This window comes from Solibacillus sp. FSL K6-1126 (assembly GCF_038003445.1).
In the GTDB taxonomy this organism is placed as follows: Bacteria; Bacillota; Bacilli; order Bacillales_A; family Planococcaceae; genus Solibacillus; species Solibacillus silvestris.
On sequence record NZ_JBBOPD010000001.1, the window covers coordinates 3,772,480 to 3,787,120 of the forward strand.

The 14,641-nt window shown below is 36.6% G+C and carries 13 protein-coding genes; 7 read left to right on the forward strand and 6 right to left on the reverse strand.

Features of this window, described 5'->3' with window-relative positions:
* Window positions 1–11: 11 nt before the first annotated feature.
* On the forward strand, window positions 12–377 hold the full coding sequence (locus tag MHH44_RS18850; protein WP_340799331.1) for a dehydrogenase: 366 nt from the start codon (window positions 12–14) through the stop codon (window positions 375–377).
* A 57-nt stretch (window positions 378–434) separates the two neighbouring features.
* Here the strand turns inward: MHH44_RS18850 and MHH44_RS18855 are convergent, their stop codons facing one another.
* On the reverse strand, window positions 435–998 hold the full coding sequence (locus MHH44_RS18855; protein ID WP_008405543.1) for a CotY/CotZ family spore coat protein: 564 nt from the start codon (window positions 996–998) through the stop codon (window positions 435–437).
* 197 nt (window positions 999–1,195) lie between these two features.
* Here MHH44_RS18855 and MHH44_RS18860 point away from each other — a divergent pair, with 197 nt between their 5' ends.
* The 3 genes from MHH44_RS18860 to MHH44_RS18870 all read left to right on the forward strand — a co-directional run bounded on the left by MHH44_RS18860 (window position 1,196) and on the right by MHH44_RS18870 (window position 3,294).
* Window positions 1,196–1,825 (forward strand): nitroreductase family protein, encoded by a 630-nt coding sequence (locus tag MHH44_RS18860; RefSeq protein WP_008405542.1) that lies wholly within the window; start codon window positions 1,196–1,198, stop codon window positions 1,823–1,825.
* A gap of 125 nt (window positions 1,826–1,950) precedes the next feature.
* Window positions 1,951–2,379, forward strand: a complete 429-nt coding sequence (locus tag MHH44_RS18865) for a MarR family winged helix-turn-helix transcriptional regulator (RefSeq protein ID WP_014822630.1) — start codon at window positions 1,951–1,953, stop codon at window positions 2,377–2,379.
* Window positions 2,380–2,577: 198 nt separating this feature from the next.
* Window positions 2,578–3,294: a ferredoxin--NADP reductase gene (locus MHH44_RS18870; protein ID WP_340799332.1), complete on the forward strand. Its 717-nt coding sequence runs from the start codon at window positions 2,578–2,580 to the stop codon at window positions 3,292–3,294.
* Window positions 3,295–3,429: 135 nt separating this feature from the next.
* Here MHH44_RS18870 and MHH44_RS18875 read toward each other — a convergent pair whose 3' ends face one another.
* Together MHH44_RS18875 and MHH44_RS18880 are read right to left on the reverse strand one after the other, a co-directional pair.
* On the reverse strand, window positions 3,430–5,688 hold the full coding sequence (locus tag MHH44_RS18875; protein WP_340799333.1) for a S9 family peptidase: 2,259 nt from the start codon (window positions 5,686–5,688) through the stop codon (window positions 3,430–3,432).
* A 348-nt stretch (window positions 5,689–6,036) separates the two neighbouring features.
* On the reverse strand, window positions 6,037–6,396 hold the full coding sequence (locus tag MHH44_RS18880) for a MerR family transcriptional regulator (protein ID WP_340799334.1): 360 nt from the start codon (window positions 6,394–6,396) through the stop codon (window positions 6,037–6,039).
* Window positions 6,397–6,470: 74 nt separating this feature from the next.
* On the opposite strand from MHH44_RS18880, the gene MHH44_RS18885 reads away from it, so the two are divergent.
* Window positions 6,471–7,157 (forward strand): type 1 glutamine amidotransferase domain-containing protein, encoded by a 687-nt coding sequence (locus MHH44_RS18885; protein WP_065217627.1) that lies wholly within the window; start codon window positions 6,471–6,473, stop codon window positions 7,155–7,157.
* Window positions 7,158–7,253: 96 nt separating this feature from the next.
* Here the strand turns inward: MHH44_RS18885 and rlmD are convergent, their stop codons facing one another.
* Window positions 7,254–8,618 (reverse strand): 23S rRNA (uracil(1939)-C(5))-methyltransferase RlmD, encoded by a 1,365-nt coding sequence (rlmD, locus tag MHH44_RS18890; RefSeq protein ID WP_340799335.1) that lies wholly within the window; start codon window positions 8,616–8,618, stop codon window positions 7,254–7,256.
* A 187-nt stretch (window positions 8,619–8,805) separates the two neighbouring features.
* Here rlmD and MHH44_RS18895 point away from each other — a divergent pair, with 187 nt between their 5' ends.
* On the forward strand, window positions 8,806–10,491 hold the full coding sequence (locus tag MHH44_RS18895; RefSeq protein ID WP_340799336.1) for a methyl-accepting chemotaxis protein: 1,686 nt from the start codon (window positions 8,806–8,808) through the stop codon (window positions 10,489–10,491).
* A 407-nt stretch (window positions 10,492–10,898) separates the two neighbouring features.
* Here MHH44_RS18895 and MHH44_RS18900 read toward each other — a convergent pair whose 3' ends face one another.
* Complete coding sequence (locus MHH44_RS18900) at window positions 10,899–11,825, reverse strand: diacylglycerol kinase (protein ID WP_340799337.1); 927 nt, start codon at window positions 11,823–11,825, stop codon at window positions 10,899–10,901.
* A gap of 175 nt (window positions 11,826–12,000) precedes the next feature.
* The gene (locus MHH44_RS18905; RefSeq protein WP_340799338.1) at window positions 12,001–12,558 is read right to left on the reverse strand and encodes a thioredoxin family protein; all 558 of its coding nucleotides are present in this window, start codon (window positions 12,556–12,558) and stop codon (window positions 12,001–12,003) included.
* 354 nt (window positions 12,559–12,912) lie between these two features.
* Here MHH44_RS18905 and MHH44_RS18910 point away from each other — a divergent pair, with 354 nt between their 5' ends.
* Entirely contained in the window at window positions 12,913–14,529 is a 1,617-nt protein-coding gene (locus tag MHH44_RS18910; RefSeq protein WP_008405521.1) for a peptide ABC transporter substrate-binding protein, read from the forward strand.
* Window positions 14,530–14,641 lie beyond the last annotated feature (112 nt).

A 14,641-nucleotide genomic window follows, 5' to 3' on the forward strand; every position in this document is an offset into this window, starting at 1 on the left:
GGATGATGGATATGTCTAAATTATATACAGACTATTTCAATAAGACTGCACTAACAGTTCCATCACATTTTATCGATGTTAAAAGCGGAGAAACAGTGGGGGTTTCAAAAGAAATCTTAAAACAAATCGAATACCATGCCGAAAATCAGACACTTAATCATTTATTATTATCAGCACTTAATGAATATTTTCATCCAGCTAAAAAAATCCAGCCAAATGAAGATATTTTAGTGGCTTTGGTCGAAATCAAGCAATTGCTGCAGGGACATCAAGTAAATAATGTATATGCAAGCATTCCAACGAGAAAGGTCAAAACAAACTCAACTCATTTAGATATACAGGAAGTCGATGATATTCTGGATGTTTTTGGAGGGTAAATTGTATAGGTGAACTTTAGGGGAGAGTTCACCTATTATTAAAACACTACCACGTTTCTATAGTCGTACAGCTGGTAAAGTAGTAACTGCACAGAAACAGGATAAGTCTACAGTAATGCAGATTCCTGTTTTCATTAAGTCGCTAACATATTGATGGTTAATTTGTTCACAAGGGCTCATGAACTTATTGCACCGATCTCTTTTTGGTTTAAACGTTAAAAGTTCCAATTCAGCACAATTGCCTTTTATTTCTCTGACCTTGAAAATAAAACTAGTAATGCAGATGAATTTTTTATCCTTCATTCCTGCCGGACAAGCCGTTACGCCTTCACCTTTAAATGGTTCACATCCACAATACAGAATAACCGGAATAGTGTTTTTACTAAATTTTTTGTGTTCTTTTTCTTCTAATCGTTCTTCAAACGATTCATCGCATGAAGAACATTTCTTGTCATGATCATTCTCGGCTTTCCTTTGTGCTTTTAAAATTGCCTCAAGAATTTCTTCTACGCATGCGCCTTTATGTTTATCCTTATTGCAATTCCCCTTGCAATGCCCTTCTTCTTTGTAACTTGGAAAATATTCCTGATTATAACTACTTTCTTTTTCATGGTTATACACGTCTTTCACTCCCAAAAAATAATATTTTCTTTTTATCATATGGGTAGATTTAGTGTTTTGCTTGAATACATCGCCTATCGACAGAGGAAAATTGAGTATTCCTCAGAGACTCTCTCCAAGACATATGACTTGTCAATTGTTGACTCATCAACTAAAATGAAATCCTATTCCAATTTCGATAAAGAAGGGTGAAAAAAATGTCACAACAAAAATCAGCTTTAGAAAAATTAATGGATGAACGTAAATCAGTTCGTAAATATGAACCTGGTGTTACGATTCCCCGTGAGACAATTCAACATATTTTACAGCAAGCAACATCAGCTCCTTCATCAAGTAACTTACAGCCTTGGCGCTTCCTTGTTATTGACGATCAGGAGCAAAAGAAAGAGTTGCGCATCGCTGGATTTAATCAGGAACAAATCGAAACATCATCTGCAATAATTGCAGTCATTGGCGATATCGAAATGTATAAAAATGCTAAGCAAATTAATGATTTAAATGTTGAGTTAGGCTATATGCCACGTGAAATTGCAGATATGATGATTTCAAATTCTGAAGCATCGTACAGCAATTTTTCGGATGCTGAACGCAGTAATATTGCACATTTAGATTCAGGTTTAATTTCTATGCAAATCGTACTTTTAGCGAAGGACATGGGCTATGACACAGTAATAATGGGCGGCTTTGATAAAGCAGCATTCGCTAAAAGATATGAGTTGCCTGCAAATGAGGTTCCGATGATATTAATCGCTATCGGAAAAGCTGCTATGCCAGCACGTAATTCATCTCGTTTACCATTCGACCAAATTATTCGTTTTTCTAGCTAATGGACTTATAGGAGCCTTTGCCTGACATGTTCAATTAAAATTTTTTAGACTTTATCCGAATGAACGGAAATGCTACCATATAGGGATACTTGGAACGAAAAGCAATCAATGTAAGGAGGTATAGTATGGAAGTTTGTTTGGATGATAAAAAACAGATGATCATGATGTTAAAAAGATTAGACCGTCATGTAACACAAATATTTGAAAAAAGAACAGAAGTCAGTTTAACGAGATATGAAATATTAGTTTCTTTAATAAAAAAAGGAAGCGTTTCTCAAAAGGTTCTGCAACAATCTTTAGCTATTGATCAATCTGCAATTACGCGCCATTTAAAGCTGCTTGAAGAACAGCAATATGTGGAACGTCAACGCAATGCAAAGAACAACCGAGAAGTTCTTGTAACGATTACCGATAAAGGACGAGCATTACTTGAAGGTTGCACAATGTTTAAAGATCAATTTCTGAATGACCTTTATGAAGATTTTTCAGATAGCGAATTACAGCAGCTTAAACAGTTTCTTACGCGCTTAAATCATAATGTAGAGAAGCTTTAATCGTTGCATAATAATAAAGTAAGAAGAACGATTTTCTATATCAGTAAATCGTTCTTCTTTTTTGCTCTCATAACCCTTTTTACTACTGGCATTTCCAATAAATTAATGTAATTACGGATAGTTTTAAATGAGAATGTTTATCATCTATGATATACTATAACTATAAAGAAAATAAGCATTACTTAAGGAGTATGTTTTATGCAAATATATTGGACGAAAATAAACAAAATTATTGATGAAACACCTGAAGTTAAAACGTTTTTGCTCGACCTTCCCGAAGGCTTTACATGGGAAGAAGGTGCCCACACACACCTTGCATTAGAAGGATTCAATGCTGGTGATCAGCCAAATAAAAGCTTAGTTCGTCATATGTCAATCTCCACGTTACCAAATGAGCAGACTGTTGGAATTACAACTCGCATTAGAGAACTGTGCTCTGAATTTAAATCGATTTTAAGAAATCTCGAAGTCGGCGATAAAGTTGCACTCTTTAAAATCCATTCCAATGTACCGCTGAAAAGACAAAATAGAAATATTTACTTATTGTCTTCCGGTGTAGGTCTTGCAACGTTTAGACCGCTTGTACTTTCTTATTGGGAACGTCCTGACAACATCAGTCGCATTCATTCTCTAAATATTGATTCAACAAAAGACTACTTATTTACCGATATTTTCGAATCTGCACCTGTTAAAAACTTCACATCACAGTACGTTGATAATCGTAAAGATTACTATGAAGAAGTGAAAAAACTTGCCGCTGATCGAGACGGTCTGTTTTATGTTGTCGGCAGCGACGAGTTTATTATGCAAAACATTGACGTGTTACGTGAACAAGGTATCAAACCAGAACAAATTGTCCTCGATAAACGTGAACGACAATTACCTAACTTTTTCCCGGTGGAAACTACAATTTAAATGATTATATGAAACGGGGCTATCCGAAAAGAGTTGTTCTACTCTTAGGATAGCCCCGCTTTTTTATCTTTATATTAAACTAACTCCAACCAAGCGACCGCTACAACATGTGGCGGGTGTGAAGTGAGCAATAGTTTACTTTAAATATTCCGCAAAGAAGTCTACCAATGCATTATAAAATTCAATTCGGTTTTCTTCATTTGCAAAGCCGTGTCCTTCATTGTCTTTTACCATATACTCAACTTCCACACCTCTATTTTTAAGTGCCTGTACGATTTGGTCTGATTCTTGTTTATTCACACGCGGATCATTCGCCCCTTGTGCTACAAATAAAGGTGTTTTAATTTTATCGACATGGAATACCGGTGAAGCAGCTTTTAACAGTTCCTTATCCTTTTCAGGGTGGCCTACACGCTCATAGAACATATTTCGTTGTGTTTCCCAATATGGAGGGATTGTTTCCAATAATGTAAAGATGTTCGAAACCCCTACATAATCAACTGCTGCAGCATATAAGTCTGGTGTGAATGTTATACCGGCCAATGTTGCATATCCCCCAAAGGAAGCACCGTAAATACCGATCTTTTCTGCATCAGCAATGCCCAAATCAATTGCCCATTGTACTCCATCTGTAATATCATCCTGGATTTTTAATCCCCATTGCTTGTTGCCCGCTTCAAGGAACTCTTTACCATAACCTGTGGATGATCTAAAGTTCGCTTGAAGAACTGCATATCCTTGATTAGCTAATAACTGTACTTCATTATTAAAGCCCCACATATCACGAGCCCATGGACCACCATGCGGAATGACAACTAACGGTAAATTTTCAGCTATTTTATTTTTTGGTAATGTTAAATAACCATGAATTATTAGACCGTCTCTCGCTTCATAAGAAATAGAATGCATCTCCGCCAAATTACCGGCATCCAACCATGAGCCTAACTCTGCTAATAATGTCATTGTTTCTGTTTCAGCATCATAATAATAATACTTTCCATAAACAGTATCGCTTGAAACACTTACGATAAATTTCGTCATTTCCTTATTGTAATCGTTAATCCCAAATTCACTTGCACTTACACCAAGTTGGTCTTTCATTTTATTGAAAAGATTTTCAAACTCGCTATCAAAGAAATTATAGTGAACTTTATCTGTGATATACGCAGCGTAAAGAAGTTGATCTTTTGTTGAGCTGTAAAGAGCACCTGAAATATCTACGAGTGGATTTGAGAAAACTACTTCCTCTTTGCCCTCTAAATCATATTTTACTAGTGCCGCTTTATCTCGACCCTTATCAGATACGGCATAAATAGATTGATTGTCTCGAGAAAATCCTAGCGGTGAAACTGTTTCACCAGCATCAATTGAGATAAATGGCTGGAACTCATCTTCTTCTGTTTCACGATATAAAACAGCACCTACTACACCGTCAGATGCTACAGCCATTCGAATTTGTCCATTGCTATCGGGAATCCAGCTTAAAATATTCCCAGGATTTTTTGCTACTAACTTCGTTGCACCCGTCTTTACGTTTAATTTATAAACATCAAATACCGTTGCATCTTCTTTATTCATCATGATTAAAATTTCATCTTCAACATCTTTCAAATAATCGATAGGAAGTACAACAACATTCGGGTACGGCGTTAAATCTTTTTCTTTTGCACCGTTAAATGAAGACGAGTAAATATGATAATTTTCATCTCCCCCATTATCCTTCAAATAATACATATTATTATCTTTCCAGAAAAGCCCCGCGATATCTCGATCAGTTGTACTTGTTACTCGCACAGGCTCGCTCTCATCATCCATATTCTTTATAAAAACATTTAGCCTGCTTTGCCATTCTGCAGCGTAAGCGATGTATTCGCCGTCTGGAGATAATTGATAACCTAAACTACCAGGATTTCGCATAAAATCTTCGACAGATATTTCCTGTACCCCTGTGTTATCAATATCTTTGTTTTGATAGTCTTTTACATTACTAAACATTTTGTAAACCTTTGCTTTTGTAATCGGCTGTAAATCGGAAACACCTTTAAAAAAGCCTAGCTTATCTGCTGTTTTTCTATAATCATCCAGCGTTTCCTCATTTGTTTCTGCACCAAGGGCTTTTACTAAAATAAGTGCAGCCTGTTTTTCAGTAATATAGTTGCTTATATTTTCGAACTCATAATCACCAAGCCAATTTTCAATGACTTCTGTTCTCATATAGTCCGAAGCATGCTGAAAAGTTAAAGCTGTGACAGCTTCTTCAAGAAAATCTTCAATAGTTACATTTGATTCTTGACTGGCAGCTAACCCAGTTGTTGAATCGTTTGCAAAAGTAGAAAACGGTAACGAGACTAATAATGATATCGTTAACAAAACTGATAAAAAGCTTTTTTTCACAATATTCCCTCCTTTATAATTACAAATTTAATAATAGCGCACAAAAGTTAAATTAATAACATATATTCCAAATTATTCATTATTTTTACATATATATAAAATTAAATTCCATTAATATGCATATTTATGAAACTCATTTATAGAACAAACGTATATATTAATTTACTCAAGTTAAGTGAAATAACAGGAGCATTCAAATATTTTCAAGAAGGTCACGCTTAAGGCAGCTTCTTTTCATCCCCATTTGTTATTATGCTTCCTGTAAATTAATGACAAGTTATATTTTCATTTTAAAACAACAAAAAAACCGAATGATGTAGTAGAATCACTCAGCTTAATATTTTAACGTTATTTTAAATCTGTATCTGATAATACAGGAATTATTTTCTTATCAATTTCACTAATAAAAGAATTTAAAATGCCAATTTGCTCTTCTAGTTTTTTCTTGTGCTGAATTAATATAGCTTGTGTATTAATCTCTTCCTGCTCTAAATTCAGCGTTGATATATTTTCTCTTATATCCTCAATTGACATGCCTAGACTTCTAAAACATTTAATTAATTTTAAAAGTTCAATGTCTTGTTCATCAAATATTCGATGCTTTTGTTCATTTCTTTTTATTGGTGGAATTAAATCTATTTTTTCATAGTATCGAATTGAACTTGCAGGTATTTCAATTAAGAGGCTCGCTTGTTGAATTGTATACACGAGGTGTCCTCCTTGACTTAAAGTATGGTTTAACCTATAAGCTTGATAGTATCAAACTTAAAGGAGATTGTATAATGAAAAAGATATTATTAGTAGTAACGAATACCTCTAAGTATCCCAATTTAGATCGTGCAACAGGATTATGGTTAGGAGAAGCTGTTCACTTTGCAGCTGAAATAGAAAAAGCAGGATATGAAATTGATTATGTGAGCCCTAAAGGTGGTTATACGCCACTCGACCCGCATAGTTTGCAACCGGATCAAATGACCGAATTAGATTGGAAGTATTACACAAATACTGATTTCTTAAATAAACTAAGCACTACTTTGCCCGCTGACTCTATTAACCCAAATGATTATGCTGCTATCTATTATGCAGGTGGCCATGGAGTTATGTGGGATTTCGCAGAAGATGAAAAGTTGCAAAACATTGCAAGTACTATTCACGCTAACGGTGGCGTTGTTTCTGCTGTTTGTCATGGAGTTGTAGGATTATTAAATATTAAAAATGGTGATGGTGAATATTTAATTAAAAATACTAAAGTGACCGGTTTTACTAACACAGAAGAAATTGCTGTTGGACTTGATAAAGTCGTTCCATTTTTAACTGAAGATGAACTTGTTCGTAAAGGTGCCAATTACGTAAAAGATGCTGATTGGTCAGTATTCACTGTAACTGATAATCGTATTGTTACAGGACAAAATCCTGCATCAGGTGGCGCAGTTGCCAAAGATGTAATTAAATTATTAAAATCACTTTAATACAAAATTAACTCAAAAAATTGTTTTTAACCTCAAAAAGCTGTGCTAAAATTCCCATACAATGTGGATTTTTGACACAGCTTTTTTATTGTACTTCTATACTAACTCCAACCAAGCAACCGCTTCACAGTGTGTCGTGTGCGGGAACATATCGACCGGCTGTACTTCCTGCGTTTTATATCCGCCGTCTTCTAAAATACGGAGGTCGCGCGCAAGGGTTGCGGGATTGCACGATACGTAAACTACACGCTTCGGTTTTTGCTCGATGATTGTACTCAGTAACACTTCATCACAGCCTTTACGCGGCGGATCGACTACTAATACATCTGCTTCCTTACCTTCTTTGTACCAGCGGGGAATGACTTCCTCTGCCGGGCCAGCTTCGAAATATGTGTTTGTAAAACCGTTTAATGCGGCATTGCGTTTTGCGTCTTCGATTGCCTGCTCGACTATTTCAACACCCATTACATGACCCGCTTTTTGGGCTAAAAACAGTGAAATGGATCCGATACCGCAGTAGGCATCGATTACGCGTTCATTGCCTGTCAGTTGTGCATAATCGAGGGCCTGTTTATAAAGCACTTCTGTTTGAACCGGGTTGACTTGATAAAACGAGCGTGCCGAAATTTCAAAACGGACATTGCCGATTGTATCTTCAATTGTATCCTTGCCCCAAAGTGTGAATGTGTCATTGCCGAATATAACGTTTGTTTTCTCGCCGTTTACATTTTGGACAATGGACGTGACATTCGGGATAAGCGCTCGGATTTTTTCGATTACCGCGCTCGCCTGCGGGAATTTCTTAGATTTTGTAACGAGTACGACCATTACTTCGCCTGTTGCGCGACCTTTACGAACGACAACATGACGCAGCATGCCTTGATGGGATTTTTCATCATACGGACGCAAACCTAAAATTTCCAACTCACGTTTCAAGTCTGCCATGACAACATCGGCTTCTCCTGTTTGAATTAAACAACGTTCCATATCAACAATTGAGTGTGACTTCGTTTTATAGAAGCCTGCCACCATCTGACCTGATTCGTTTTGCGCAAAAGGTATTTGTGATTTGTTGCGGTAATGCCAAGGCTCTTCCATCCCTTTTACCGGATGGACAGGTGCGTCGATTTTACCAAGACGCTTCATCACATTTGCGACCATATTTTGTTTCCATTTTAATTGTCCCTCATACGAAAGATGCTGTAATTGACATCCCCCACATTGCGAAAAATAGACACATGGCGCTTCTACACGATCAGGCGACTTTTCCAGTATATTCACTACTTTTGCAAACCCATAATTCTTTAATGTTTTCATTACATGAATCTCGGCAGTTTCTCCAGGAAGTGCCCCTTGTATGAATAATGGATAGCCATCGATTTTCGCGACGCCATTGCCATCATGTGTTAAATCTTCTATATAAACTGTTTGACGATCATTTTTTTTAATAGGTGCAGACATGTTCATTTCTTCCTCTCATTTCAATCACTTTATTGTACCATGCTCCATATAATTTGCACTTATTATACTTTCTACTAATGTTCTGACTATCCAATTATTACTTTTGTTCTAGTATTCAGTAAGTATTGCCTATATAATTTACCTTATAACTCTAATAATTCTATTAATTTCAAGGAGATTGAGGCATATGTCAGTTCGAAAAAAACTTAATATCGGCTTTATTTTAATCGGGATGGTGCTTTTATTTTCAATCGGATTTGCAACCGTTCAGTTTTCCCGGATTGGTGATGAAGTTTCCAAAGCTGTCGATGTACAAATGGCACAGGTTCAGCGGATTAACGCTATCCAGCAACATATACTATCGCAAGGCATCTATGCTCGTGCCTATGCAGTAGACCCTTCTCAAAATAACTTGGATTCACTAAACAGCCATACAACTAGCCTCGTCCAACTTATCGAGGAAGTGCAGGGCAAAAATATATCATCGGATGCTGCACCGATTATTAATAACTTAAAAGACCAATCAGAAATCATTGCCGAACAAATGGATAGAGTGATTTCATCTGTACAGACACGTGATATTGCAGCCGCGCTATCAGTGGTGAATGGTGACTATACATATACGAGCAATTTCACAAGCGAGCTTGCCGGGAAAGTGGAACAAATTGAAAATACCGAACTTGATAAAGTTGTGAATAATACGAAAAACATGATTTCACTATCGATGATTTTATCCGTTATATTCATTATTATTGCGCTCCTTGTTATAGCTTCCTATATGATTTACACGAAATACGGCATTACTCTGCGCCTCCAGTCAATTACAAAAGATCTGGAACATATGGCTGGCGGGGATATTAAAGTTTCACACAAACCAGTTCGCACAAAAGATGAATTTGGTATGCTGTCGAATGCTTTTATTTCATTGCAGCGTAATTTCGAGGAATTGTTAGTAAGCATTCAGCAAAACGCAAATCAGCTTAGCAATTCAGCGGATGCACTTATGAAAAACAGTGAGACGATTTCATCGGAAACAGCTCATATTAATGAACTGATTGAGCATACTGCACAGACCGCCGCAACGATGACAATTGGGGCAAACGAAAGTGCCCTTGCTGTAGATGAGACGGCACAGGGAATTAATTCGATTGCCCGCTCAACACAAGAATTGCATAGTGGTGCTGTTACATTAACCCAGTTTGCTAATGACGGGGTAAAAATTATTGACGAAGCGATGCAGCAAATGGAAACAGTATATGCAGCGACTCAATCGATTTCCAGCCTTTCAAACGTATTAATTGAACAGTCAGGACAAATTAGTACAATTACGAAAGCCATTACTGATATAGCGGATCAGACGAATCTGCTTGCCTTGAATGCTGCCATTGAAGCGGCTAGAGCTGGTGAACATGGGAAAGGCTTTGCTGTAGTCGCAGATGAAGTTCGCAAACTCGCAGAGCAATCCAAAAAGTCCGCAAATGAAATTGTCCATTTAACTGAAACAATTCAGTACAATTCCCAAAATGTTGGCGAAGCGGTGGAAAGCAGTCTCAAGTGTGCAAATGATGGTGTTGTTGTCATCGATCGTGCCGGTCAGTCATTTCACACGATTACCGAAAATATTTACAATATAACGGAGCGTGTAGAACATATTTCTGCTACATCACAGCAAATTTCAGCAAGCTCAGAAGAAGTTGCGGCTTCAGTCATCGAAATTTCGCAAGGTACAGAAAAAACGATGGCGGATGTAGCGCAAGTAGCAAATGCGACACAACTTCAAACTGAAATTGTCGATGAAATGGAAGAGCTTTCTAAACGTTTAGCGAATCAGGCAAAACAGTTGCAACAAAGTATGGATAAATTTACATTGTAAAAGGAATTGACTTAAAACGCCTTCACTTTAACGGTTTATAATTGTTGAAGTGGAGGTTTTTAGATTTTCATCGAGTATTTTGACCATATATATTAGAAAATTGGTATTGTATACGCTGTTCTGGGTGTTCTTTCAAATGAAGCTAGCGGATATTAGAATATTGAGAGGCTTTATTAGAAAATGTTGAGAGGATATTAGTACATTTGGTGAGTTTATTTGAACATCTCGACCCGGTATTAGAAGTTCAAAGCGATATATTAGAACTTCCCGCTTTTATTAGAACTTAATTTATTTTATTAGAACATTTAAGCACTTATATTAGAAAACCGCTCACTCCCCGTCCCCCGACTCTTCCCGATAAAAACAAAAAACTCACAAGGGCATTCCACTACCCTTGCAAGCTATAGTTAAATTACTTCTTCATCCGTTTCAATTTCACGAATTTTATCTTTCGGCACGAATACTTCAATATGCCTTTTTAAATTTTGGAAAACAGCTGGTGCATCGCCGCCATATTCACCGTCCAGATTTAAATGCACTTCTTGATCAGATGATACGACAACACGACTAGCTTTTCTGTAAATGAGACGTTCGTCGGATAAATGCTCGCCACGCAATGCCAATGAAGCAATACGTATGAATTCCGCAATATTGCATTCCTTTAAAATCATAACAGTGAACAGTCCGTCGTTGATTGATGCATCGGGTGCGATTTTTTCGAAACCGCCTACTGAATTTGTTAAGCCACATAAAAACATCATCGCTTTACCATCAAACTCTTCTTCATCCATTTGGATTTTCATATGAGTTGCTTTAATAGAAGGAATCATTTCAATTGCCTTCAAATAATACGCCATTTGTCCAAGTACCGTTTTCATTCTGCTCGGTACTTCGTATGTCAGCTCGGTGATACGCCCGCCTGCAGCAATGTTAATGAAGTAGCGGTCTTCATTCAATATACCGACATCGACAGGTATTGTATCCCCTGCAAGAATGATGTTTAGTGCTTCTTCAACATTTCGGGGAATACGAACAGCCCGTGCAAAGTCATTTGTCGTCCCCATTGGAATTAAACCAAGCTTTGGCCGTTTTTCGCATTGACTAACACCTGCCACTACTTCATTTAACGTCCCGTCTCCACCTACCGCAATTACAACATCAAATTCGCGTCTTACAGCTTCGATTGCAGCTTTTGTTGCATCACCTTCACCAGTCGTTGCATGACATGAAGTTTCATATCCTGCTATTTCGAGTTTCTCCAATACTTCCGGAAGATGTCTCTTAAATACTTCACGACCCGAAGTTGGGTTATATATAATTCTCGCTCTTTTCATATTGATCTCATCCTGATTAATTATATTTTTCATTCTGTCCAAAGTATACTGCTGTCTGTTTTAGAAAAGCAACAATAGTACCCAGGATATTCTCTTCAATAATACGCTTAAAATAGAAAAAAGTTCCTACTATATTATATAGTAAGAACTCGTAAAAGTAACAGGTTAAGTTAAATTATATTGCTGCTGTTACCTTATTTTTAAAATCTTCATATACATAGCTCCACAGCTTTGAATCGTTTACATATTGTCCGCGCATATTTTCGTATACCGCTTTTTGTGCGTCTTCAAATGTTGGATCTTCTTTATCCGGTAATGTTGCACGTAAATCGGTTACTAGCTGCTGTAATTGCGGTGCACGTGGGCCCCATGTTGTAATTACTTCTCCTGCTTCATTTAAAATCAAGTACATTGGAATAGCACGTCCACCATTCGTTAAATAACGATCAATCAAATCTGTATCCGCGTCGCGTAATGCTGTACGAATTTCTACATCTGCTGCTTCTGCAACTTTGCGAATGATTGGATTGTTAATCATTGCATCCCCGCACCAGTCTTCAGTAATAGCTAAAATATGGACATTGGCATTTTTCAGCTTTTCAATAAAAGCTGTATCTTCCGGAAGCTCAAAGCTCTCATAAATAGCAAAGCTTTGTTCTTTTAATTGAGACATTGCATCCATATATTCTTTCATGGACTTGCTCTCTTCAAAATATTGTTGTTCTGTTTTCATATATATACCACCTTTCAAATGCTCTCTTCTATTTTGCATGTTTTCAAGAAAAAAAGAAAGTTTTATGTGTCAAAATTGTTACACAATAATACAATTCTAAATTTTCAAAACAAGTTACATAAAACAGCAGATTATTAATACTTTCGAGAATTTTATAACTATCTATTATTTTATCCAAATAATATTACCTTATAGTAAAATAATTAAAAATTTTCGTAATTGTTTTACTTATTAGTATCTATAAAAAATTTCAAATGTAGTATATATTTCATACAAATATTCTGATATATTAAAATAACGCATCAAAAAATTATCAGAAAATTTAATTTACATGATTTTCTAGGAGGGGTATTTATGAAACGCAACAAAAAGGTCGCATTGACTGCTACAGCACTTTCATTATCTGCATTACTTGCAGCATGTGGAGGAGATGAAACTAAATCAACATCATCTGGAGATGGGGAAAAAGAATTAGATTTACTAATCACTTCTGAGCCACCTTCATTACATCCACAATTAGCTTCAGATACAACTTCTGGCGCAATTTTAGAAAATACTTTTGAAGGTTTAACAACATTGGTTGAAGGCGAGCCTGTTTTAGCTGCCGCTGAAGATTATAAAGTATCGGATGATCTTTTAACTTATACATTCACTTTACGTGACGCACAATGGTCAAATGGAGAAAAAGTTACAGCTGAAGATTTTGAATACGCATGGAAATGGGCATTAAACCCGGAAAATGCGTCTGAATATTCTACTATCCTTTACCCTATTAAAGGAGCAGAAGAATACAACAACGGTAAAGGTACTGCCGAAGATGTAGCGATTAAAGCTATCGATGAAAAAACATTGGAAGTAACGTTAAATGCTCCGACTCCATATTTCTTGGAATTAACAGCATTTAAAACGTTCTACCCAATCCATAAAGCAACAGCTGAAGCGGATCCAAAATGGTACACAGAAGCAGATACATATGTATCGAACGGTGCATACAACTTATCTACTTGGAACCATTCAGGCGATATCGTTTTAGAGAAAAGCGATACTTACTGGGATACAGAAAATGTAGATATCGATACGGTAAACATTGCAATGGTTGAGTCTGAAACAACTCAAATGACAATGTTTGACGCTGGAGAAATTGATTTCTTAGGTGCTCCTTACGGGACAATTTCTCTTGATGCAATCGATCGCTTAAAATCTGAAGACAAATTAAACGTTTCTGATATGTCTTCTATTTACTGGTACAAGTTCAATACAGAAGATCCAGTAATGCAAAACGAAAACATTCGTAAAGCATTAGCATTGGCAATCGACCGTGAAGGCTTAATCAGTAATGTTGTAAAAGGCGAACAAGAACCTGCATTAGGTATCGTGCCAAACTCTGTAGAAGGCTTCGGCGATGATGAAGGTTACTTCAAAGATGCTGATTTCGAAGAAGCGAAGAAATATTTAGAAGCTGGTCTGAAAGAATTAGGATTAGCAAATCCTGCTGATTTAGAAGTAAAAGTTTCATACAATACTTCTGAAGCACACTCTGCAATCGCACAATTCATCCAACAAGGATGGTCATCTAATTTAGGTATTACTGTTAAACTTGATAACTCAGAATGGCAAGTGTACTTGGATAAAATTGGAAATGGCGATTACCAAATCGGTCGTCTTGGTTGGGGTGCTGACTACAATGATGCATATACATTCCTAGAAATGTATAACTCTGCAGAGAACGGCAATAACCAAACTGGCTGGTCAAACGATGAATACACTGCATTATTAAATGAGTCGATCACTGAAACTGATCCGGACAAGCGTACGGAAAAATTATTGGAAGCTGAAGCAGTAATTATGGAAGAAATGCCTGTAGCACCTATTTACTACAATACAAACTTAAATGTTGTATCTGACGAAGTAGAAAATATGGTTCCAGATGCTTTAGGTAACATTAATCTTAAATACGTTAAAATGAAGTAATTTTAACTATTTATTATTTACTCCTGCGATGGTCAAATTAATTGCAAAGTCATCGTAAACAGGGAGTGCCTGGAAATAAAATTTCGGGCACTCCCTTTCATAGTTTTATCGA